The organism is Microbacterium hibisci (assembly GCF_015278255.1).
GTDB lineage: Bacteria > Actinomycetota > Actinomycetes > Actinomycetales > Microbacteriaceae > Microbacterium > Microbacterium hibisci.
In genome coordinates, this window is record NZ_JADIJC010000010.1 from 18051 (window position 1) to 40299 (window position 22249).

The 22249-nt window shown below is 71.1% G+C and carries 22 protein-coding genes; 3 read left to right on the forward strand and 19 right to left on the reverse strand.

The genetic code is table 11. The annotated features are described in order from the left end of the window. Positions 1-69: 69 nt before the first annotated feature. The 10 genes from pheT to infC all read right to left on the reverse strand — a co-directional run bounded on the left by pheT (position 70) and on the right by infC (position 9489). A complete protein-coding gene (gene pheT, locus IM770_RS16000) occupies positions 70-2607 on the reverse strand; it encodes a phenylalanine--tRNA ligase subunit beta (protein WP_203582161.1) in 2538 nt (845 codons plus the stop codon). Then, a complete protein-coding gene (gene pheS, locus IM770_RS16005) occupies positions 2607-3671 on the reverse strand; it encodes a phenylalanine--tRNA ligase subunit alpha (protein WP_307785483.1) in 1065 nt (354 codons plus the stop codon). The genes pheT and pheS overlap by 1 nt, the downstream gene beginning before the upstream one ends. A gap of 42 nt (positions 3672-3713) precedes the next feature. Next, positions 3714-4664, reverse strand: a complete 951-nt coding sequence (locus IM770_RS16010; protein ID WP_203582162.1) for an amino acid ABC transporter permease — start codon at positions 4662-4664, stop codon at positions 3714-3716. Further along, entirely contained in the window at positions 4661-5308 is a 648-nt protein-coding gene (locus tag IM770_RS16015; RefSeq protein ID WP_203582163.1) for an amino acid ABC transporter permease, read from the reverse strand. The genes IM770_RS16010 and IM770_RS16015 overlap by 4 nt, the downstream gene beginning before the upstream one ends. Positions 5309-5386: 78 nt before the next feature. Then, complete coding sequence (locus tag IM770_RS16020) at positions 5387-6259, reverse strand: glutamate ABC transporter substrate-binding protein (RefSeq protein ID WP_203582164.1); 873 nt, start codon at positions 6257-6259, stop codon at positions 5387-5389. Between the two features lie 77 nt (positions 6260-6336). Continuing rightward, positions 6337-7134 (reverse strand): amino acid ABC transporter ATP-binding protein, encoded by a 798-nt coding sequence (locus tag IM770_RS16025; protein WP_239066341.1) that lies wholly within the window; start codon positions 7132-7134, stop codon positions 6337-6339. Between the two features lie 88 nt (positions 7135-7222). Then, a complete protein-coding gene (locus IM770_RS16030; protein ID WP_203582165.1) occupies positions 7223-8023 on the reverse strand; it encodes a TrmH family RNA methyltransferase in 801 nt (266 codons plus the stop codon). Between the two features lie 144 nt (positions 8024-8167). Further along, a complete protein-coding gene (gene rplT, locus IM770_RS16035) occupies positions 8168-8551 on the reverse strand; it encodes a 50S ribosomal protein L20 (protein ID WP_045297244.1) in 384 nt (127 codons plus the stop codon). 32 nt (positions 8552-8583) lie between these two features. Beyond that, a complete protein-coding gene (gene rpmI, locus IM770_RS16040) occupies positions 8584-8778 on the reverse strand; it encodes a 50S ribosomal protein L35 (protein ID WP_045297246.1) in 195 nt (64 codons plus the stop codon). A gap of 72 nt (positions 8779-8850) precedes the next feature. Beyond that, positions 8851-9489, reverse strand: a complete 639-nt coding sequence (gene infC / locus IM770_RS16045; protein WP_307785484.1) for a translation initiation factor IF-3 — start codon at positions 9487-9489, stop codon at positions 8851-8853. Positions 9490-9808: 319 nt separating this feature from the next. Here infC and IM770_RS16050 point away from each other — a divergent pair, with 319 nt between their 5' ends. After that, positions 9809-10225, forward strand: coding sequence for a DUF1844 domain-containing protein (locus IM770_RS16050; protein WP_203582166.1), 417 nt, complete (start codon positions 9809-9811; stop codon positions 10223-10225). A 25-nt stretch (positions 10226-10250) separates the two neighbouring features. Here the strand turns inward: IM770_RS16050 and IM770_RS16055 are convergent, their stop codons facing one another. From IM770_RS16055 to IM770_RS16085, 7 genes are all read right to left on the reverse strand, one after another. Further along, positions 10251-11681: a pyridoxal phosphate-dependent decarboxylase family protein gene (locus IM770_RS16055; RefSeq protein WP_203582167.1), complete on the reverse strand. Its 1431-nt coding sequence runs from the start codon at positions 11679-11681 to the stop codon at positions 10251-10253. 76 nt (positions 11682-11757) lie between these two features. Beyond that, complete coding sequence (locus tag IM770_RS16060) at positions 11758-12588, reverse strand: SseB family protein (protein ID WP_203582168.1); 831 nt, start codon at positions 12586-12588, stop codon at positions 11758-11760. Beyond that, positions 12572-13318, reverse strand: coding sequence for a bifunctional 1-(5-phosphoribosyl)-5-((5-phosphoribosylamino)methylideneamino)imidazole-4-carboxamide isomerase/phosphoribosylanthranilate isomerase PriA (gene priA, locus IM770_RS16065; RefSeq protein WP_203582169.1), 747 nt, complete (start codon positions 13316-13318; stop codon positions 12572-12574). The genes IM770_RS16060 and priA overlap by 17 nt, the downstream gene beginning before the upstream one ends. Before the next feature lie 72 nt (positions 13319-13390). Beyond that, on the reverse strand, positions 13391-14062 hold the full coding sequence (gene hisH, locus IM770_RS16070; protein WP_203582170.1) for an imidazole glycerol phosphate synthase subunit HisH: 672 nt from the start codon (positions 14060-14062) through the stop codon (positions 13391-13393). Beyond that, complete coding sequence (gene hisB, locus IM770_RS16075) at positions 14059-14667, reverse strand: imidazoleglycerol-phosphate dehydratase HisB (protein WP_203582171.1); 609 nt, start codon at positions 14665-14667, stop codon at positions 14059-14061. Before hisB ends, hisH begins: the two co-directional genes overlap by 4 nt. Next, positions 14664-15758: a histidinol-phosphate transaminase gene (locus IM770_RS16080; RefSeq protein WP_203582172.1), complete on the reverse strand. Its 1095-nt coding sequence runs from the start codon at positions 15756-15758 to the stop codon at positions 14664-14666. The genes hisB and IM770_RS16080 overlap by 4 nt, the downstream gene beginning before the upstream one ends. A 60-nt stretch (positions 15759-15818) precedes the next feature. Beyond that, on the reverse strand, positions 15819-16211 hold the full coding sequence (locus IM770_RS16085) for a LysM peptidoglycan-binding domain-containing protein (protein WP_203582173.1): 393 nt from the start codon (positions 16209-16211) through the stop codon (positions 15819-15821). A gap of 260 nt (positions 16212-16471) precedes the next feature. Here IM770_RS16085 and lexA point away from each other — a divergent pair, with 260 nt between their 5' ends. Both lexA and IM770_RS16095 read left to right on the forward strand, forming a co-directional pair. Further along, complete coding sequence (gene lexA / locus IM770_RS16090; protein ID WP_203582174.1) at positions 16472-17152, forward strand: transcriptional repressor LexA; 681 nt, start codon at positions 16472-16474, stop codon at positions 17150-17152. A 69-nt stretch (positions 17153-17221) separates the two neighbouring features. After that, positions 17222-18742 carry a hypothetical protein gene (locus IM770_RS16095; RefSeq protein ID WP_203582175.1) on the forward strand — a complete coding sequence of 507 codons (1521 nt, stop codon included), beginning with the start codon at positions 17222-17224 and terminating at the stop codon, positions 18740-18742. Here the strand turns inward: IM770_RS16095 and metE are convergent. Together metE and IM770_RS16105 are read right to left on the reverse strand one after the other, a co-directional pair. Next, complete coding sequence (gene metE / locus IM770_RS16100; RefSeq protein WP_203582176.1) at positions 18739-21087, reverse strand: 5-methyltetrahydropteroyltriglutamate--homocysteine S-methyltransferase; 2349 nt, start codon at positions 21085-21087, stop codon at positions 18739-18741. The two genes, IM770_RS16095 and metE, sit on opposite strands and share 4 nt — an antisense overlap. 95 nt (positions 21088-21182) lie before the next feature. Beyond that, the gene (locus IM770_RS16105) at positions 21183-22145 is read right to left on the reverse strand and encodes a methylenetetrahydrofolate reductase (RefSeq protein WP_203582177.1); all 963 of its coding nucleotides are present in this window, start codon (positions 22143-22145) and stop codon (positions 21183-21185) included. Between the last annotated feature and the right edge of the window lie 104 nt (positions 22146-22249).

Genomic DNA, 22249 nt, shown 5'->3' on the forward strand with positions numbered 1-22249 from the left:
TACACCCAACCAGACGCGCCGGGTCGCGGCATCCGTCGCCCCGCCTTCTCCGCCCTCAGCGGAGCCGGATCACTCGCGCAGCGTCGCGCCGAACCGCTCGGCCGCGACGGCCACGCCCGCGAGCTTCGCCTCGGTCGCCTCGGCGGCCGTGAGCGTGCGGTCGGGAGCGCGGAAGCGCAGCGCGAACGTGAGGCTCTTCTGCCCCTCGGGCACGCCCTGGCCGCGGTAGTCGTCGACCAGGCGCAGCGACTCGAGCAGCGACCCGGCGCCCTCGACGAGCGCGGCACGCACGTCCGAAGCGGGTACGTCGGCGGCGAGGACGAGCGACACGTCCTGCGTGGCGGTCGGAAAGCCCGACAGCGACGCGGCGACGACCTTCTCGCCCGCGAGCGACAGCACGAGGTCGAGGTCGAGCTCGGCGACGATGACGCGACCCGGGAGATCGGATGCCTCGGCCACGGCCGGCAGCAGTTCGCCGACGTACCCGACCTCGGTCCCGCCGACCGAGAGCACGCCGGTGCGACCGGGGTGCAGCGCGGCGCGCGCGCCCTGCGCGACGTCGATGACGACACCCGCGGCAGCGGCGACCGTGCGGATCGCGTCCAGCGCGTCCGCGAGCTCGGCGGTCACCGGCGCGACTCCGGGCTGCTTCGCGACGAGGCTGCCGGTCAGCAGCACCGCGAGGTGACGGCGCTGCGGCGGGATCGACGCGTCGAGCTCGGTGAGGGTCGCGGCATCCGGTCGCACCGCCAGCGGCGGCACGTGCGACGTGCCGTACTGCACGCCGGGCTCGGGCAGGAACACGACACCGCTCTCGAAGAGCGAGAGGTCGGTGAAGCCGCGCGCCACGTTGCGGTGCGCGACCTGCAGGAGACCCGGCACGAGCGACCGGCGCAGGAACGGGGACTGCCCGTCCAGCGCGTTCGCCAGCTTCACGCTCGGCAGGTGCTCGCCCGAGGCCGAGCCGTGGAGGTCGTTCTGCTCCTCGGTCGTGAAGCCGAACGACGGCGTCTCGACGTAGCCCGCAGCGGCGAGGGCGTTCGCCACGCGGCGGCGGCCCTGCTGCAGCGGCGTGAGACCGCGACCCGACGGCGGGAGCGGCAGCACCGACGGGATGCGGTCGTAGCCCTCGATGCGGGCGACCTCCTCGGCGAGCGTCCACTTGTCGGTGAGGTCGGGGCGCCACGACGGCGGGATCACCTGCCAGCCGGCGGCGTCGTCCTCGGCCTCGACGACCTCGCAGCCGATGAGGCGCAGCGCGGCCTCGATCTGTCCCGGCGTGTAGTCGACGCCGATGAGGTGCTGCACGAAGGTCGGGGGCAGCTCGATGCCGGGGATGAACACCTCGGCGAACAGGGCCGCACCGTAGGCGTCGTCGCTCGTGCCGCCGGCGTACTCGACCATGAGGTCGGCGACGCGGCGCGCAGCGACGAAGGGCACGAGCGGGTCGACTCCCCGTTCGAAGCGGCGGGATGCCTCGCTCGGCAGCTTGTGGCGCCGGGCCGTGCGCGCGATCGACACTGTGTCGAACGTCGCCGCCTCGATGAGGACGTTGCGGGTGGTGTCGCCCATCTCGGTCGCGCCGCCGCCCATGACGCCCGCCAGGCCGATCGGGCCGGACTCGTCGGCGATGAGGAGGTCTTCGGGGTCGAGCATGCGGACCTTGCCGTCGAGCGTCTCGAGCTTCTCCCCCGCCGTCGCACGGCGGACGGTGATGCCGCCCTGGAGCTTGTCGAGGTCGTAGCCGTGGATCGGCTGACCCAGCTCGAGCATGACGTAGTTGGTGATGTCGATCAGGATGCCGAGCGAGCGGATGCCGGCCAGCGACAGCCGCGCGATCATCCAGGCCGGCGTGGGCTTGGTCGGATCGACGTCGCGGACGACGCGCGCCACGAACTCCGTCACTCCGGCGCGGCCGCGGATCGGCGCGATGTCGTCGGCGCTGACCGCGAAGCCGGAGCCCGGTGCGAGCTCCTCCCAGGGCCGATCCGCCGGGTCGCGGAAGGTCGCGCCCGTCGAGTGCGAGTACTCGCGCGCCACACCGCGGATCGAGAGCGCGTAGCCGCGGTCGGGGGTGACGTTGATCTCGACGGCGACGTCGTCCAGGCCGAGCAGCTCGATCGCGTCGGTGCCGACGGGTGCGTCGATGCCGAGCTCCACGAGCCGCAGGATGCCGTTGTGCTCCTCGCCCAGACCGAGCTCCTTGGCCGACGCGATCATGCCGTCCGACACATGGCCGTACGTCTTGCGCGCCGCGATCGGGAACGGGCCGGGAAGCACGGCGCCCGGAAGCGTCACCACGACCTTGTCGCCGGCGAAGAAGTTGCGGGCGCCGCACACGATGCCGTGGACGGCGTCGCCGCCGTCGGCCGCGGTCTCGCCGTCGGGCGCGACGCGCACCTGGCACCAGCGGATCGTCTTGCCGTTCGACTGCGGCTCTTCGACGAACTCGAGAACCTCGCCGACGACGATCGGACCCTGGAGCTCGAAGCGGTGCACGTCCTCCTCTTCGAAGCCGACGCGCACGAGCGCCGCGAGGACGTCCTCGGGCGAGGCGTCCGCGGGGACGTCGACGTACTCACGAAGCCATGAGAGCGGGACGCGCATCAGACCACCATTCCGAACTGCTCGCTGAAGCGGACATCGCCCTCGGCCATGTCGCGCATGTCCTGGACGTCGCTGCGGAACATCAGCGTCCGCTCGATGCCCATGCCGAACGCGAAGCCCGAGTACTCCTCCGGGTCGATCCCCGCCGCGCGCAGCACGTTGGGGTTGATCATCCCGCAGCCGCCCCACTCGATCCACCGCGCCCCGCCCTTGAACGTCGGGTGCCACAGGTCCAGCTCGGCGGACGGCTCGGTGAACGGGAAGAAGTTCGCGCGGAACCGCGTCTTCGCCTCGGCGCCAAACAGCACCTTGGCGGCGTGGTCGAGCGTGCCCTTGAGGTGCGCCATCGTGATGCCCTTGTCGACGACGATGCCCTCGAACTGCGTGAAGACCGGCAGGTGGGTCGCGTCGTACTCGTCGGTGCGGTACACGCGGCCGGGGCACAGCACGTACAGCGGCAGGTCTCGCTCGAGCATGGATCGCACCTGGACCGGGCTCGTGTGCGTGCGCATCACCAGGTGCCGCTCCACCGGGTCGACGAAGAACGTGTCCTGCATCTGACGCGCGGGGTGGTCGACGTCGAAGTTGAGCGCGTCGAAGTTGAACCACTCGTGCTCGAGCTCGGGTCCCTCGGCGATCTCCCACCCCATGCCGACGAAGATGTCGGCGACCTGCTCCTGCAGGAGGGAGATCGGATGCCGCGCCCCCACGCGCGCGCGGGCCGCCAGGGCCGTGATGTCCACGCGCTCGGCCTCGAGCTTGGCGGCGGTCTCGGCCTCGGCCAGCTCCTCCTCGCGCGCCGCGAAGGCCTGGTTCACGCGTCCGCGCGCTTGCCCGACGAGCTTGCCGAACTCGGCCTTCTTGTCGTTCGGCACGTCGCGCAGGCGGGCGTTGAGCTTCGCCAGCGGCGAGCCCTCGGCGGAGTGCGCGGAGCGCGCGGCCTTGAGCGCCGCGGTGTCGCCCGCGCCGGCGACGGCCTCGAGGGCGGCGTCGACGGCGGCGTTCACCGCCTCGGGCGTGATCTCGGCCGAATTCGATGGGCGCAGGTCGGGAGCGTCGGACACGAGAGACGAGTCTACCGACGGGCGACGGGCTCGCCCGCCGTCTCAGTGGGCGGTGCCGTCGTACTGGCCGAGCCCGCGGTTGGCCGCAGAGCGCTCGGCTTCGTCTGCGCGGGCCTCCGCCTCGAGCAGCGCCGCGGGGTTCAGCGGATCCGTCGTCCTGCCGCGGCGACGCCCGCCGCTGGCGGTACGACGCGCGAGCCAGCGCGCGAACCACGACAGCGCCAGGTTGATCGCGAGGTAGATGACGAGGGTCACGACGAACAGCGAGAACAGGTATCGGTTGCCGTAGAAGCTCGCGAGGATGTTCATGTTCGTGCGGATGAGCTCGTTGTAGCCGACGATGTAGCCCAGCGACGTGTCCTTCAGCAGGACGACGAGCTGCGCCACGATGATCGGCAGCATCTGCCGGAACGCCTGCGGGAACTCCACCAGCATCTTCGACTGGAACTCGCGCATCCCCAGGCTCAGTGCGGCCTCGCGCTGTCCTCGCGGCAGCGCCGCGAGACCGGCGCGGAGGATCTCGCCGATCAGCGTGCCGTTGTAGATCACGAGGGCGATCACGACCGCCCAGAACGCACCGGTCGATGCCACCAGCAGGATGAACAGCATCATGAGCAGCACCGGCATGCCGCGGAAGAACTCGATGAGCCACGCCGTCGGCACGCGGATCCAGCCGATCGAGGAGCTGCGCAGCAGCGAGAGGGCGATGCCGACGACGATCGCGCCGACGGCGGCCACGGCCGCGGCCTGCAGAGTCGCGACGACGCCCTGCCCGATGAAGGCCCAGACCTGCGGGTCGGCGAAGATGTCCCATCGCGAGGCGTCGAACATGCCCGGGAGGGTGATCCCGCCGGATTCGCGGGGCGCGGCGAGCGTCATGATGATCCACGCGACTCCCGCGAGGATCACGACCAGCGAGACGAGGGACGCGATCAGCGAGAGTCGTCGGGCGCGGGGTCCCGGCGCGTCGAAGAGAACGCTCGAACCGGTCATCGCTTCACCACCCAGCGCTTCTCGAGGCGCCCGGCGACGAAGCCGAGCGGCACGGTGATGACGAGGTAGAGCACCGCCGCGGTGATCAGGATCGGAATCACGATGTTCCCGTTGTCGTTGGCGAGCTGTCGCGTCGTCGCGAAGAGCTCGACCACGAAGAAGCCGCCGGCGACGGAGGTGTTCTTCGTAAGGGCGATGAAGACGTTGATGAGCGGAGGAATCGTCATGCGGAACGCCTGCGGCAGCACCACGAGCGAGACGGTCTGGCCGAAGCCGAGGCCGATGCTCCGCGCCGCCTCGGCCTGTCCGACCGGCACGCCGTTGATCCCCGAGCGCAGCGCCTCGGCGACGAACGGCGCCGTGTAGTAAGTGAGGGCGACGAACGCGAGCAGCACGTACGGCGCGCGGACGCCGAGCATCGGCATGACGAAGGCCGTGAAGAAGAAGACGAGCGTGAGGGGCGTGTTGCGCGCCACCTCGGTCCAGAACGCCGCGAAGCCGCGGAGGACTCCGACCGGCGAGATCCGCATCGCCGCGATGAGCGTGCCGAGGATCAGTGAGAGGACGCCCGACACCGCGAGGAGCAGCAGGGTGACACGGAACCCTTCCAGGAAGGTCGGCATCAGCGACCACAGTTGCTCCATGGGCTCTCCTTTCGCGGTCGAGGCGGGGGCGGAGGATGCTGCGACCCGGCGATGAGGCCGGGCCGCAGCATCCGTCGATCAGTAGCGGTCGGGAGTCGGCGGCTCGACGAACGGCAGGACCGTGCCCGCCGTCGAGTTCCAGGCCTCTTCGTACCGGCCGTCCTCGTACGCCTTCTCCAGCACGTCGTTGATCCACATGCGGAAGTCGGTGTCTTCGAGTGCGAGGCCGATGCCGTAGGGCTCCTCGGTGAACGGCTCGCCGACGACCTTGAACTCGCCCTCGTTCTGAGCCGCGAGGCCGGCGAGGATCACGTTGTCGGTGGACACCGCGACGACCTGGCCGTTGCGCAGGGGCTCGAGGCAGTTCGAGTACGTGTCGGTCAGCACCGGCTCGGCGCCGATCTCTGCGAGCTTGGCCGCCGGGGTCGAGCCCGTCACCGAGCAGACCGGCTGGCCGACGAGGTCGTCTTCGCTCTCGATGTCGTCGTTGTCGGCGAGCACCAGGATCGACTGACCGGCCATGTAGTACGGCCCGGCGAAGGAGACGACCTCCTTGCGCTTGTCGTTGATCGTGTAGGTGGCGATGACGATGTCGACCTCGCCGTTCTGGATGAACGGCTCACGGTTGGCCGACACGGCCTCCTTCCACTCGATGTCCTCCTCGGCGATGCCGAGCTCGGACGCGATGATCTTGCCGATCTCCACGTCGAAGCCCTCGGGCGTGCCCGACGGGCCCATCAGGCCGAACAGCGGCTGGTCGAACTTGGTGCCGATCGTGATCGAGCCGGCCTCGTTCAGCTCGGCCATGGTCGTGCCCTCTTCGAAGGTGACCTCTTCGGGCTCGGGCGCGGCGGTGTCGTCGCCGCCCGGCGTGCCGCCGGAGGCACAGGCCGACAGTGCGAGCGCGCCGGCCGCGGCCAGCGCGATCAGCGGAAGTCGCATTCGCTTCATGTCTTCGTCCTTTGCTGTGTGGGGACCGCTCGTGACGGTCCTCTCGGATCCCGGCCGCTGGGAACGGCTGGGGGCTTTCAGTGCTCGAGGATCTTGGAGAGGAAGTCCTTCGCCCGGTCGCTCTGCGGGTTGGTGAAGAACTGGTCGGGCGTGGCCTCCTCGACGATGGCGCCGTCCGCCATGAAGAGCACGCGGTCGGCCGCCTTGCGAGCGAAGCCCATCTCGTGGGTCACGACGATCATCGTCATGCCCTCCTGCGCGAGGCCGACCATGACGTCGAGCACCTCGTTGATCATCTCCGGGTCGAGCGCACTCGTCGGCTCGTCCATGAGGATGAGCTTCGGGTTCATCGCCAGCGACCGTGCGATCGCTACGCGCTGCTGCTGACCGCCCGACAGCTGATTGGGCATCTTCTTCGCCTGGTTGGCCACACCGACGCGGTCGAGCAGCTGCATCGCCTTCGCCTCGGCGTCCTTCTTCTTCACGCCCCGCACCCGGATCGGGCCGAGCGTGACGTTCTCGAGCACGGTCTTGTGGGCGAACAGGTTGAACGACTGGAAGACCATTCCGACGTCGGCGCGCAGCTTCGCGAGCGCCTTGCCCTCTTCGGGCAGGGGCACGCCGTCGATCGTGATCCTGCCCAAGTCGATCGTCTCGAGGCGGTTGATCGCGCGGCACAGCGTGGATTTGCCCGACCCGGAGGGGCCGATCACCACCACGACCTCGCCGCGGTTGACCACGGTGTTGATGTCCTTGAGGACGTGGAGGTCGCCGAAGTGCTTGTCGACGTGGTCGACGACCACGAGCGGCTCGCCCCGACGGACGTTGATGTTCGAAGTGCGCGGCGCCGCTGCCGGTGCATCAGGTGTCGCCATGACCATCACACTAGGGGTGCGCAGCGACACTCAGCCACACCTGGGCCGCGTCTTTACCGTGTTGTAACAGCGCCGGAACAGCGCCCGCTCAGCCCTTCGCGCGCTGGGCGAACGCGGTCTCGTACAGGCAGACGCTCGCCGCCGTCGCGAGGTTCAGCGACTCGGCCGCACCGTAGATCGGCAGCCGCAGCGACAGATCGGCGAGCGCGAGCGCCTCGTCCTCGAGGCCGCGCGCCTCGTTGCCGAACAGCCACGCCGTCGGCTCGGCCAGCATGTCGCGCGATGAGAGGAAGTCCCCTCCCCCGACATCGGCCGCGATGACGCGCACGCCCGCCGCGTGGGCCTTCTCGACGGCGGTGACGAGATCGACGCCTACCGCTACGGGCACGTGGAAGAGCGAGCCGGTCGTGGCACGGACCACCTTCGGGTTGTACGGGTCGACCGTGCGACCGGTGAGGATCACCGCGTCGGCGCCGGCCGCGTCGGCGGCGCGGATGATGGTGCCGAGATTGCCCGGGTCGCGGACCTCCTCGCAGATCGCCACCAGCCGCGGCGCGCCCGCGAAGATCTCGCGGACCGACGTCGGCGACTGACGTGCGACGGCGACGATGCCCTGCGGCGTGACGGTGTCGGCCATCGCGTCGAGCACGGCCTCGGTCGTGTAGACGACCTCGAGCCCCGCGTCCTTGGCGGCATCCCGCACGTCCGTGTGCTTCTCGAGCGCGGACGGCGTGGCGAAGATCTCGACGAGGGTCTCGGGCCGGTAGGCCAGCGCCTCGCGCGCGGCCTGCGGCCCCTCCAGCAGGAACAGCCCCGTCTCCTGACGGGCGCTCCGCTTGGTCAGCTTCGCGACGGCGCGGACACGCGGAGAGCGAGGGTTCTCGAGCACGGCATCAGTCTAGGGTCGCGGCATCCGCGTTACCTCTCGCTCTCACCACACTCGCTCGACGACCGCTCGCCGCCTCGGCAAGGAAAGGCGAAAGGGCGCCCTTCCGTGAGGAGGACGCCCTTTCGGGAGAACGGATGCCGTGGGTCAGGCGCTCTTCGGAGCGTTGACGTTCTCGGGCAGCGCCTTCTTGGCGGTCTGGACGAGCGACGCGAACGTCTTGGGCTCGTTCACCGCGAGCTCGGCGAGCATGCGGCGGTCGACCTGCACACCCGCGAGGCCGAGGCCCTGGATGAAGCGGTTGTACGTGATGCCGTTCTGACGGGCAGCGGCGTTGATGCGCTGGATCCACAGGCGGCGGAAGTCGCCCTTGCGCTTGCGGCGGTCGCGGTACGCGTAGACGAGCGAGTGGGTGACCTGCTCCTTCGCCTTGCGGTACAGGCGCGAACGCTGACCCCGGTAACCGGAGGCGCGCTCGAGGATGACGCGACGCTTCTTGTGGGCGTTGACGGCCCGCTTGACTCTAGCCATTTCTTGATGTTCCTATTCGTGCGTCGGCGCGCTCAGCGGCCGAGAAGCTTCTTCGCGACCTTGGCGTCGCCCGGGGCGAGAACCTGCTCCTGCGACAGGCGGCGGGTACGGCGGCTGGGCTTGCCCTCGAAGTTGTGGCGGAGGTTCGCCTGCTGCTTCATGAGCTTCCCGCTGCCGGTGACCTTGAAGCGCTTCTTGGCGCCCGAGTGGGTCTTCTGCTTCGGCATCTCTTCTTCCTTCGTTTCACTTCCCGCCCAGGCGGGAGTCGGTATCCCGCGGTGCGGGAGTCTGTGGGGGCCTTATTCGGCCGTGGCTTCCTCTGAGGCGGCCGGGGCGTCGGCCGCCGGGGCGTCGGCCGCCGGGGCGTCAGCGTCGGCCTGCGGCGCTCCGCCGTTGCGGGCCGAGCGTGCGGCTTCCTTGTTCGCGGCGCGCTGAGCGTTCTGCTCGGTCTTCACCTCGGACTTGTTCTTGTGCGGAGCCACGACCATCACCATGTTGCGGCCGTCGATCGTGGGGTTCGACTCGACGGTTCCGAACTCGGCGACATCCTCGGCGAACTTGCGGAGGAGACGCACGCCCTGCTCGGGACGCGACTGCTCGCGACCGCGGAACAGGATCATCGCCTTGACCTTGTCGCCGGACTGGAGGAAGCCCTCGGCGCGCTTGAGCTTGGTGATGTAGTCGTGGGCCTCGATCTTCAGGCGGAACCGGACCTCCTTGAGGACGGTGTTCGCCTGATTGCGACGCGCTTCCTTGGCCTTCTGCGCAGCCTCGTACTTGAACTTGCCGTAGTCCATGATCTTGACCACGGGCGGCTTCGAGTTCGGGGCCACCTCGACGAGATCGAGGTCGGCCTCCTGGGCCAGGCGCAGCGCCACCTCGATGCGGACGACGCCGACCTGCTCTCCGTTCGGGCCGACGAGGCGGACCTCGGGCACGCGGATGCGGTCGTTGGTGCGGGGATCGCTGATGCGGAACTCCTTGGGTATATGGGCTGGACCACCGCGACACACGTTCGTGTCGCGGGCGGAGGAAGATCCACTCCACCCGTCAGGCGCTTCGGCGCCGACTTCCTGCACCCTCTCCGGTGATGGAGTTCCCGCCGGGTCGCCCAGACGGCTACCCCGGCCGCAGAGCGGTCGGGGCGGAGTGCATGACCCGGTAGCCTGGAACGGCAAGCGCGGGTGGGATGTGATCCACTTTCCGATCCGGTACAGAGCGCACCGGAGACCGCAGCAGTCTATCAGAGAGAACGGCGTGGACACGATTCGAGACCAGGACGACCCCTCGACGAGCGCGACGGCGGTCGACGCCGAGCGTCAGGCACGCTGGGAGGAGCAGGAGCAGGCAGCCGCCTCCGCGTCACGCGACATCGCCGACGTGCCGGCCGTCGAGGTCATCACGACGACCGCCGTGCACCTGCTGAGCGCCGCCGCCGTCAAGGTGGGCCTGGCCGACGACCCCGCCACGCAGACCGACCTCGACGAGGCCCGCAAGCTCATCAACGCCCTCGCCGGGCTCATCACCGCCGGTGCCCCCGAGATCAGCGACATGCACGCCCGCTCGCTGCGCGACGGGCTGCGGTCGGTCCAGCTCGCCTTCCGCGAGGCATCCGTGATCCCCGACCCGATCGGCAAGGGCCCCGGCGAGAAGTGGACAGGCCCCGTCACCTGACCGGCCCCATCACCTGATCGAAAGGTCAGGGTCGACCGGACGGCGAACGGGTCGCGCCGAGGCCGGGTCGCACGCGATCGAGAGCGGATGCCGCGGCCTCGAGCGTGCGCGCCACCTGCGCGGCATCCGTCGCCCAGTTGCTGACCGAGAAGCGGAGCACCGAGCGGTCGTGCCACCGCGACGACGAGGCGAACGCGATCCCCTCGGCGCGCAGCGCGTCGGCCCACGCGTCGGTCGCCGCGTCGTCCGACAGCGCGACGCACACCTGCGTGAACACGACGTCGTTCAGGACCTCGACCCCTGGAAGACCCGCGAGACCCGCGGCGAGGGCGGTCGCGGCATCCGTCAGCCGATCCACGAGCGCAGCCACGCCGTCGCGCCCCATCGCGCGCAGGGCGGCGTACGTCGGCACGCCGCGCGCGCGGCGAGAGAGCTCGGGCACGCGATCGTGCGGGTCGGCGTGGTCCTCGCTCGCGGTGCGGCTGAGGTAGGTCGCCGACATGCCCATCGCCGCACGCAGCGCGGTGCCGTCGGCGACGATCGCGATGCCGCAGTCGTACGGCACGCTGAGCGTCTTGTGCGCATCGGTCGCCCATGACTCGGCGCGCTCGACGTGCGCCACGAGAGCGCGCGAGCGGGCGGATGCCGCAGCCCACAGCCCGAACGCGCCGTCCACGTGCACCCACGCGCCGTGGACGTGCGCAGCGTCGATCGCGCGGCCGAAGTCGTCGAACGCGCCGGAGTGGATGTTGCCGGCCTGCAGCACCACGATCGTCGGGCCGTGGTCGAACGTGAGCTCCATCTCGAGGGCGGCGACGTCGATGCGTCCCTGGTCGTCGGCCGGGACGACGACCGGCGCGCCGAGGCCCAGCATCCGCACGGCGTGGTCGACGGTGTCATGACGCTCGGCGCCGACGATCACCCGCACGCGGGGACCGCCGGCGAGACCCTGCAGCGACGTGTCCCAGCCCACCTCGCGCAGCACCGCGTCGCGCGCGGCGGCGAGGCACGTGAAGTTGGCCACCGTCGCGCCCGTGACGAAGCCGACGTCCGACTCCGGAGGCAGGCCGAGCAGGTCGAGCACCCATTCGCCGGCGAGCTCCTCGGCGGCGATCACGCCCGGCGTGACGGCCCGCAGAGCGGTGTTCTGATCCCACGCCGACACGAGCCAGTCCGCCGCGAGCGCCGCCGGCTGCGTCCCGCCGATCACCCAGCCGAAGAACCGCGCGCTGGGCATCCCCATGAGTCCGGGCTCGACGGCTGCCGCGAGGTCGCGGACGACGGTCTCGGCATCCGTCGCCTGCGTCTCGAGGTCGCGGCCCAGCGCGCTCTTGACCTCCTCGACGCTCGTCCGCGGCGGGATGGGCCGGCGGTCGAGCGCGGCCAGCCACTCGTGCGCGGCGTCGGACGCCGCGCCCAGGGCACGCGTGTAAGCGGTGGACTCGAGATGCTCCATTGCGACCTCCTGCGACGGGCGGCTGCCGTCGCGAACCAGGAGGACTCTACGCCCGGGACGATACGTCTGTCTCGGGTCAGGCGCGCACGAGCTTGACGGTGAGCGAGTCGACGAGCACCGCGATGCGATCGTCGGCCGCCCAGCGCTTCGCCAGCCGCGCGAGCACCGCGTCGAGCTCGGCCTTCTCGAGACCGTCCATGAGATGCAGACGCACCACGAGCTCGGGGCCGCGCAGGCGCGCGTCGGGGTCGCCGGGCTCGACCGCGAGGTCGATGACCGACAGCTCGCCGCCGATGCTCTGCTGCAGGCCCGCGAACACCTCCGGCGAGAGGTGGCTGGGCTCCCACGGCTGCCCCTGCCCGATCGCCCACACGGCGGGCCGGCGGAGGACGAACTCCGTCTCGGAGCCGGGGTCGACCACGATGAGGTCGGTGTCGTCGGCGGCTGCCGAGAGCGCGGTGCGGACGCCGTCGGCGGGAACGGGCCGGGCCGTGGAATCCCACCGCGCCATCGCCTCGACCGACGTGAACACCGGCAGCACCCGCCGGCCGTCGGGGGCCGCGACCGTCACGATCGAGAGCTCCTGCGTCTTGTCGACCTCGAGGCCGTGCGCGCCGATGCCGTGGTCGCCCTTCTCGGCGACGAGGGGGATCAGCAGGCGCGCGCGGCGATAGGCGTCGACGACCTCGCGCTGACCGACCGACCCCGCGCGGAACGCCTGCAGCGCCGCGAGCAGCGCCGGGTCGGCGGAGCCGTCGTCGGACGCGTGCGGGTTCGCCTGGAAGCTCCGGCCCTCCCACGGCACGCCGGCGGAGTCGGCGCTGTGGCCGTGCGGGCCGCCATGGCCCGGGGCGCCGTGACCGTGCGGGTCGTGGCCCGGGGCGTGGGGGTCAGTGTCCGGCGACATCCAGCGCCTCGGCGAGCGTGAACGCGCCGGCGTAGAGCGCCTTGCCGACGATCGCGCCCTCGACGCCCAGCGGGACGAGATCGCGCAACGCGGCGATGTCGTCGAGGCTCGACACGCCGCCCGATGCGACGACCGGCTTGGGCGTGCGGGTCGTCAGCTCGCGCAGGAGGTCGAGGTTCGGCCCCTTGAGGGTGCCGTCCTTCGTGACGTCGGTGACGACGTAGCGGCTGCAGCCGGCGGCCTCGAGCCGGTCGAGGACCGTCCACAGGTCGCCGCCCTCGCGCGTCCAGCCGCGGGCGGCGAGCGTCGTGCCGCGGACGTCGAGGCCGACCGCGATGGCGTCGCCGTAGCGGCCGATGACGTCGGCCGCCCATTCGGGGTTCTCCAGCGCGGCAGTGCCGAGGTTGATGCGCGAGGCGCCGCTCTCGAGCGCGGCCTCGAGGGTGCGATCGTCGCGGATGCCGCCCGAGAGCTCGACCTGCACGCCCTTGACCTGCTTGATCACCTTGCGCAGGACCCCGGCGTTGCTGCCGCGGCCGAACGCCGCGTCGAGGTCGACCAGGTGGATCCACTCGGCACCCTGTCGCGCGAAGTCGAGCGCCGCGTCGACCGGGTCGCCGTAGCTCGTCTCGGTGCCGGCCTCGCCCTGGGTCAGGCGGACGGCCTTGCCGTCGGCGACGTCGACGGCGGGCAGAAGGACGAGCTTGGGTGTGGACGCGAAATCGTTCATGGCTCCTGGCTCAGGCATCGAAAGTCGTGGGGAGGGATGTCGAGAGCAGGTCATCCCGCAGACGGCACGGTCTCAGAGGGTAGCCCCGCGAAGCCCGTCGATCCAATTCGCGAGGAGACGGATGCCGGCATCGCCCGACTTCTCCGGGTGGAACTGGGTTGCCGACAGAGGTCCGTTCTCCACGGCGGCGAGGAAGGGCGTGCCGTACTCGCACCACGTGAGCACGGGCTCGGGGAAGGGCGGCTGCACGTCGAGCAGCCACTTCTGGGCACCGAACGAGTGGACGAAGTAGAAGCGCTCGTCCTCGATGCCCCGGAAGAGGCGCGAGCCCTCGCCCGCCTGCACCGTGTTCCAGCCCATGTGGGGCAGCACCGGGGCGTCCAGCTCGGTCACCACCCCGGGCCACTCCCCCATGCCCTCGGTGTCGACGCCGCGTTCCACGCCGCGCTCGAAGAAGATCTGCATGCCGACGCAGACGCCCAGCACGGGGCGACCGCCCGCGAGCCGGCGCTCGATGAGCTCGTCGCCGCGGCTGGCGCGCAGCGCCTCGGCGACGGCGCGGAATGCGCCGACGCCCGGCACGAACAGCCCGTCGGCGTCCATCACGAGACCCCGATCGGAGGTCAGCCGCGCATCGGCACCCGCGGCCACGAGCGCCTTCACGGCCGAGTGCACATTCCCCGAGCCGTAGTCGAGAACGGCGACGACCGGCCGGTCCTGATCGGTGGACGGCTCGGACGTCACAACGCCCCCTTGGTGCTCGGGATGCCCTCGACCAGCGGGTCGAGCGCCTTGGCCTGGCGGAACGCCCGCGCGAACGCCTTGTACTCGGCTTCGGCGATGTGATGCGGGTCTCGGCCCGAGAGCACGCGCACGTGCACCGTCAATGCGCCGTTGAAGGCGATCGCCTCGAACGTGTGCCGCACCAGCGATCCGGTGAAGTGGCCGCCGATGAGGTGGTGCTCGTAGCCCTCGGGCTCACCGGTGTGCACGAGGTAGGGACGGCCGCTGATGTCGACGACGGCCTGCGCGAGCGCCTCATCGAGGGGCACGAGCGCGTCGCCGTACCGCGAGATGCCCGCCTTGTCGCCGAGCGCCTGGCGGATCGCCTGCCCGAGCACGATCGAGATGTCTTCCACGGTGTGGTGCGCGTCGATGTCGGTGTCGCCGGATGCCCGCACGGTGAGATCGGTCAGCGAGTGCTTCGCGAACGCCGTGAGCAGGTGGTCGAAGAAGGGCACGGTGGTGTCGATGCGGCTCCGGCCGGTGCCGTCCAGATCGAGGTCGAGCTCGACGGTCGACTCGCTCGTCGCTCGACGCAGCGAGGCGGTCCTGGATGCGGCGCTCATGCGGCCGATCCTACCGAGGCGAGCGCGTCGAGGAACGCGGTGGTCTCGTCCGCGGTCCCCGCCGTGACCCGGAGGTGGGAGGGGATGCCGACGTCGCGGATGAGCACTCCCCGGTCGTACAGCGCGTGCCAGGTGGCGACGGGATCGGCGACGCCGCCGAACAAGATGAAGTTCGTCCAGGACTCGTGCGGGGTGTAGCCGAGCGCCTCGACGGTGGCCGAGATGCGGTCGCGCTGCGCGACGATCTCGTCCACCATGCCGAGCATCGTGGGCGCGTGGCGCAGCGCGGCCGACGCCGCCGCCTGGGTCAGCGCACTCAGGTGGTACGGCAGGCGCACCAGTCGCAGCGCGTCGATCAGCGCGGGGTCGGCGGCCAGATAGCCGACGCGGGCACCGGCGAACGCGAAGGCCTTGCTCATGGTGCGCGACACGACGAGCCGCTCGCGGCCGGGCAGGAGGGTCAGCGCGGAACGCGCGTCATGCGGGGCGAACTCGAAGTACGCCTCGTCCACGATCACGACGCCGTCGGTCGCCTCGTAGACGGCCTCGACGACGTCGAGCCCGAGCGGCGTGCCCGTCGGATTGTTCGGTGCGCAGAGGAAGACGACGTCGGGAGTGGCATCGGCCACCTGCGCCGCCGCCTCGTCGGCGCCGACGGTGTAGTCGGCGGCGCGCGTGCCCGAGATCCACTCGGCGCCGGTGCCGCGCGTCAGGAGCGGGTACATCGAGTAGGTCGGCGTGAAGCCGAACGCCGTGCGCCCGGGACCGCCGAACGCCTGCAGGATGTGCTGGAGGACCTCGTTCGACCCGTTGGCCGCCCAGATCTGATCGCGGGAGAGGCCGTGGCCCAGGTAGTCGGCGAACCCCTCTCTGAGCGCCGTGAACTCGCGGTCGGGGTAGCGGTTCACGTCACGCAGTGCCCGCGCGATCGAGTCGAGGATGTCGTCCGCGACCTCCTGGGGGACGGGATGCGTGTTCTCGTTGACGTTCAGTGCGACCGGGAGGGGCGCCTGCGGCGCGCCGTAGGGCTTCTGCCCTCGCAGATCGGCGCGGAGGGGGAGGTCTTCGAGACGTGCACTCACCCCAACCATGGTAGAGCCGTGGTGAGAAGCCGGACCCCCACGTGACGGCTCTGCGCGCTCCCTCGGGGGTCAGCGGGTCGCGTCGTAGGCGTCCGGGATGGCGAGGCTCTGCCCCGACTGCAGGACGACGCTGTCGAGCGCGTTGAGGCGCACGATGTCGTCGACCACGTCGCGAGGGTCATGGCCGGGTGCCACCTCTTCGGCGATGCTCCAGAGCGTGTCGCCGGGGGCGACCGTCACTGTGCTGAAAGAGCCTGCCGCCGCGCCCGCATCGCGCGAGGCGAGCGCAGCGCCGCCGCCGAGCACCGCCGCGCTCAGCGCGATGATCGCCGGCAGGGCCGCGAGCGCCGCGAGCACCCGGCGGCCACGAACGGTCAGCCGCAGCCGCGTCGCGCGGCGGGCCACAGCACTGGTCGCGCGCGCCGGCGAAGGGACGGACGTCGTGTAGCCGATCGCGGTCATGCTCTTCTCCTCCTGCTGGGGAGAGATTCGCATTCACCGCCCGGCCGGGGGTGGCGAATGCGAACCTCTCTTCCGAAGCTATCTTCGAGTCTGTACGATGTCAACACCGGATTCCGAGGACGATCTCTCGAACGCGACACGCGGTCGAGATGTTCCCCTCGCGCGTGCGATCCGGATACGGTTTCGATACGAGAACCCCACCACGGGCCTCCGACATTCGAAGAAACAGCGCTCGCGGCGGGCGCAGGACGGAGCCGGACATGAGCGACGCGGCCGGGCGCGAGAAGCCCCAGACTCGTCGGCGCAAGAGCCTGAGCGACAAGCAGCTGGCGATCCTCGAGGTGATCCAGCGGTCGATCGCACGCCACGGGTACCCGCCGAGCATGCGCGAGATCGGCGACGCCGTGGGCCTGAAGTCGCTCTCCAGCGTCACGCACCAGCTCAACCAGCTCGAGCTCAGCGGCTACCTGCGACGCGATGCCGGCAAGACGCGGGCGATGGAGGTGCTCATCGACCTTCCCGGCACGGCGACCGAGAGCCCCGCCGACGCCGCGCCCTCTGTCGGCGACGCCGCCCTGGTCCCCCTGGTCGGGCGGATCGCCGCCGGCGTGCCGATCACGGCCGAGCAGCAGGTCGAGGAGATCTTCCCCCTCCCCCGCCAGCTCGTCGGCAAGGGCGACCTGTTCATGCTGAAGGTCTCGGGCGACTCGATGATCGATGCCGCGATCTGCGACGGCGACTGGGTCGTCGTGCGTTCGCAGGCGACCGCCGACAACGGCGAGATCGTCGCCGCGATGCTCGACGGAGAGGCGACGGTCAAGACGTTCCGGCAGCGCGACGGCCACACGTGGCTGCTTCCCCGCAACTCGGCGTTCGAGCCGATCCTCGGCGACGACGCCACCGTGCTGGGCAAGGTCGTGGCGGTGCTCCGGGCGGTCTGAGTCGCCCCATTGCGGAACGCGCGGCCGAAAGGGTGGTGAGCACCGCTCGCGACGCGCTATAAGGGGGGAATGACCGACACGATCGCCGCAGGCGACGCCGCAGACCTCCAGGCGCGGCTCGACGCCCTCGAAGCCGAGAACGCCCGACTGCGGGCCGGAACCGACGCCGCCGCCGCTCGTGCGTCGACGGCGCCGGCGGGCAGCCGGTGGAGAGCGTTCTTCTCCGCGCTGTGCATCGTCATCGCCGGCATCCTCGTGCCGATCTCGATCGTGGCGGCGTGGGCGCGCCTCGAGCTCGTGGACGAGTCCGCGTTCGTCGAGACGCTCGCACCGCTCGCCGAGGATCCCGCCGTCCAGCAGATGATCATCGACGAGACGGTCGAGGCCGTCGAGGCGCAGGTCGACTTCGAGGAGATCACGGCGAACGTCTTCGACGGCATCGACCAGCTCGGCCTGCCCCCGCGCGCCTCGCAGGCGCTGCAGCTGCTCCAGGCGCCCGCCGCGTCGGGCCTCGAGAACCTCCTCACGCAGACGGTGACGCGCGTGGTGGAGTCGGATGCCTTCGCCGACACCTGGACGGCCACCACGCGGGCCGCGCACCGTGCGCTCACGACCGCGGCCACCTCGGACGGCGGCGGCATCGTCGTGATGACCGACGACGGCCTCGGGATCCAGCTGGGCGCCATCGTCGAGCGCGTCAAGCAGAACCTCATGGACCGCGGCGTGGGGATCGCCCAGCTGATCCCCGCCATCGACAGGGTCGTCATCATCGGCACCGGCGAGACCCTCGTCACGATCCGCACGACCTACGCGATCGCGACCACGCTCGGGTGGTGGCTGCCGATCATCACGATCGGCCTGTTCGTGCTCGGCATCCTGATCGCGCGCCGCCGCAGCACCGCGGTCATGGGCTCGGGCATCGCCTTCGCCGTGGGTGGGGGCGTGCTGGCGCTCGCCTTCGCCATCGGCTACCCCGTCGTCGGCCAGACAGCGGCTCAGCTCGGGGTGTCGGCACCGGCTGTCGACGTGGTGTACCAGAGCCTCATCGGATCGATGCAGCAGACCGCCTCGATCGCGGTGCTCCTCGGCGTCGTGATCGCGGTGATCGGATGGTTCGCCGGCCGCTGGTCGCCGGCAGTGCGCTCTCGCCAGGCGATCTCGAACGTCAACTCCTCGCTGCGCCGGCAACTCGGCGGCCACGGTCTGCGCACCGGACGCGTCGGCGCCTGGCTCTTCCGCTACCGCGGACTCGTCCGCACGCTGGTCGTGGTCCTCGCGGTCATCTGGCTCTTCGCCCTGCGTCCGCTGTCGGCGGGCGACATCTTCCTCGTCCTCATCGTCGCGCTGCTCGTGGCGTGGATCCTCGAGCTCCTTCAGGTTCGCCCGGACGAGCAGGCGGACGGGGAGCTGGACGCGGTCGGCGCGGTTGACGCCGAGGCCCCGGGCATCGCCGAAGACGCCGACACCCTCGTCATCGCCGACACCGTGGTCGTCGGCTCCCCCGACACCGTCGACACCGAGGTGATCGACGGGACTCCGGGTGCCGCGGCCGGCCCGGCCGCGGCACCCGGAGCGAAGAAGCGTCCCTAGGCCGGCACGCCCGCACGCACCGTCCGCGTCGCCTCGACGAGGTTGCGGAGCGACGCGACGGTCTCGTCGTAGCCGCGGGTCTTCAGCCCGCAGTCGGGGTTCACCCACACGCGTCGCAGCGGAAGCTCGGCCACCGTGCGGTCGAGCAGCTCGGTGATCTCGCCGACCGACGGGACCCGCGGCGAGTGGATGTCGTACACGCCCGGCCCGATGCCGGCGGCGAAGCCCGACGACGCGATGTCGCCGATCACCTCTCCCCGGCTGCGGGCGGCCTCGATGGAGGTGACGTCGGCGTCGAGCGCCGCGATCGCGTCGATGACGACGTCGAACTCCGAGTAGCACAGGTGGGTGTGCACCTGCGTGGCCGGCACGGCGCCCGCGGTCGCCAGCCGGAACGACTCGACGGACCACTTCAGGTAAGCGGGCTGGTCGGCGCTCTTGAGCGGCAGCAGTTCGCGCAGGGCGGGCTCGTCGACCTGGATGACGCGGATGCCCGCGTCTTCGAGGTCTGCGATCTCGTCGCGCAGGGCCAGTGCGACCTGGTTCGCCGTCTCGCCGAGCGGCTGGTCGTCGCGTACGAACGACCAGGCGAGGATCGTCACCGGTCCCGTCAGCATGCCCTTCATGGGCTTGTCGGTCAGCGACTGCGCGAACGCCGACCACGCCACGGTGATCGGTGCGGGGCGCGCGACGTCGCCCCACAGGATCGAGGGGCGGGTCGCTCGCGATCCGTACGACTGCACCCAGCCGTTCTCGGTCACCGCGAAGCCGCCGAGGTGCTCGGCGAAGTACTGCACCATGTCGTTGCGCTCGGCCTCGCCGTGCACCAGGACGTCGAGGCCGATCTCCTCCTGCAGCGTGACGACGCGCGCGATCTCGTCGCGCAGGAACCGCTCGTAGTCGGCGCCGTCGAGCTCGCCGCGTCCGTGACTCGCCCGTGCGCGCCGGATGTCGCCGGTCTGCGGGAACGATCCGATCGTGGTGGTCGGCAGCACGGGCAGCGCCAGTTCCGCCTCCTGCGCGGCGACACGGGCGTCGTAGTCGCCGCGTTCGAAGTCGGCGGCCGCGAGCGCGGCCGCCCGCGCTCGGACCGCACCGTCTCGCACCCCGGGCGCGTTCCGGCGGTCGGCGAGGGCGACGGATGCCGCGGCCAGCGCCTCGGCGATCGCGGGGCGCCCCTGGTCCAGGCCGGTGGCGAGGCTGACCACCTGGCCGACCTTCTGGTCGGCGAACGCGAGCCACGACACCAGTCGCGGGTCCAACGCCGTCTCGTCCTCGACGTCGTGCGGAACGTGCTGGAGCGAGGTGGAGGTGCCGACGGTCACGTCGGCGGCCCCGAGGGAGCGGAGCTGCGTCAGCGTCTCCCATGCGCCCTCGAGGTCGCCCCGCCAGATGTTGCGTCCGTCGACCACACCGCCGACGAGCGTCTTGCCCGAGAGCCCCTCGACCGCGGCCGGGACTCCCCCGCGCGTGAGGTCGACGGCGATGCCCTCGATCGGGGCGGCGGCGAGCGCCTCCCACGCGTTGCCGGAGAGCTGCGCGTAGCCGGCGGCGACCAGGATCGCCGGCCGCTGCGCGGCGGCGCCGAGCACTGCGTATGCGCGGGCTGCGGCATCCGCCAGCCGTTCCGGCGTCGCCGGCAGGCTCTCGCTCACGAGCGCGGGCTCGTCGAGCTGCACCCACTCGGCACCGGCGGCGCGCAGGCTCGCGAGGAGCTCCGCGTACACCGGCAGCAGGTCGTCGAGACGGTCGAGCGGGTCGAAGACCCCCTCCCGGCCGTCGCCGCCGTGCGCGGCATCCGTCGCCTTCGACAGCGCGAGGAGCGTGACCGGCCCGACAACGACGGGACGAACGGTGAACCCGTCGGCCTTCGCCTCGGCGACCTGTCGCGCGAATCGGTCGCCCGAGAGCGAGAAGACCGTCTCGGGCCCGATCTCGGGGACGAGGTAGTGGTAGTTCGTGTCGAACCACTTCGTCATCTCGAGCGGGGCGTCCTCCCCTGCGCCGCGCGCGGCGGCGAAGTAGGCGTCGAGGCCGATCCGGCCGTCGGCGTCGCGCAGCGCGGCGAAGCGCTCGGGCAGCGCGCCGACCGCGACGGCGGCGTCGTGCACCTGGTCGTAGAACGAGAACGACTCGGGGATCGACGAGTCGTCGCGGCCGAGACCGAGCGCCGCGAGGCGCTCTCGCGTCGCGCGACGCAGCTCGGCCGCGGTCTGCTCGAGCGCGTCGGCGTCGATCGCGCCCGACCAGTGCGCCTCGACGGCGCGCTTGAGCTCACGTCGGCGGCCGATGCGGGGGTAGCCGAGGATCGTGCCGGTCGGGAACGGAGGGCGAGGGTCGGTCATGTGCGTCTCTCTTTCGGTTGTCGGTGGCTGGGATTCGGGGGCTGCGGGGTCGCCGAAGAGACCGTCGGGACTCCCGACGGACGTTGGCGCCTGCGTCAGTGGACGGGGTGGGACACTCGGGGCTCGGGGCTCAGCGCTCCGGCTTCGCGGAGCACCTCGAGGACGGTGTCGTGGTTGTTGAAGGCGTAGAGATGGATGCCGGGGGCACCGCCGTCGACGACCTCCCGCGCGAGGCGGGCCGCGTGCGCGATGCCGACGTCGCGCTGTCCCTCCGCCGTCGGCTCTCGATCGAGGGCGGAGGCGAGATCGGCCGGACGCTGCTCGCCGGTGAGTTCGAGGACCCGCCGCAGCCGTCCCGGCGAGGTGAGGGGCATGATCCCGGGCAGGATCGGGAGGGTGACGCCCGCCTCGCGGGAGCGCTGCACGAACGCGAGGTAGTCGTCGGAGTGGAAGAACAGCTGGGTGATGGCGAGAGTCGCGCCGGCGGCCTGCTTGGCGAGCAGCGCGTCGATGTCTTCGAAGGGACGACGGGAGCGGGGGTGTCCGTTGGGGAACGCCGCGACCGCGATGTCGACGGTGGGGCGCTTCTCGACCCGCACCGCGCCCGGGACGCCGGGGATCGGCGTCTCGGCGTAGGGCGCGCGCTCGGCCTGCACGCGGTCGATGAGCTGCACGAGCTGCGCCGCGCTCTCGAGCTCGCCGAGGAACAGGTCGTCCTCCGAGGCCCCGGCCGGCGGATCGCCGCGCAGCGCGAGGAAGCTCGTGATGCCGGCATCCAGGAACTCGCGGATCAGGGCGTTCGCCCCGGCATAGGTGCTCCCGACGCACGTGAGGTGCGCGAGCGGCTCGATGTGCGTCTCGCGGAGGATGTGCGTGAGCAGCTCGAGCGACCGGCCGCCCGTCGACCCGCCCGCACCGTAGGTGACGGAGATGAAGCGCGGGTCGACCGAAGCCAGGTGACGGATCGTCTCATGCAGCGCAGGAAACCCCGCGTCGGAGCGCGGCGGATACACCTCGAAGGAGATCGGCACGGGAGGAGTGCTCAGGTCGATCGACATGGGCCTGCTTCTCAGGATCGGCGGACAGGGCTGAGCCGAACGGGAAGGCCCGGGCGGCCGCGGCACCTCTCTCCGCCGGGAGCTCTGTCGAGCCCCTGGCGGCG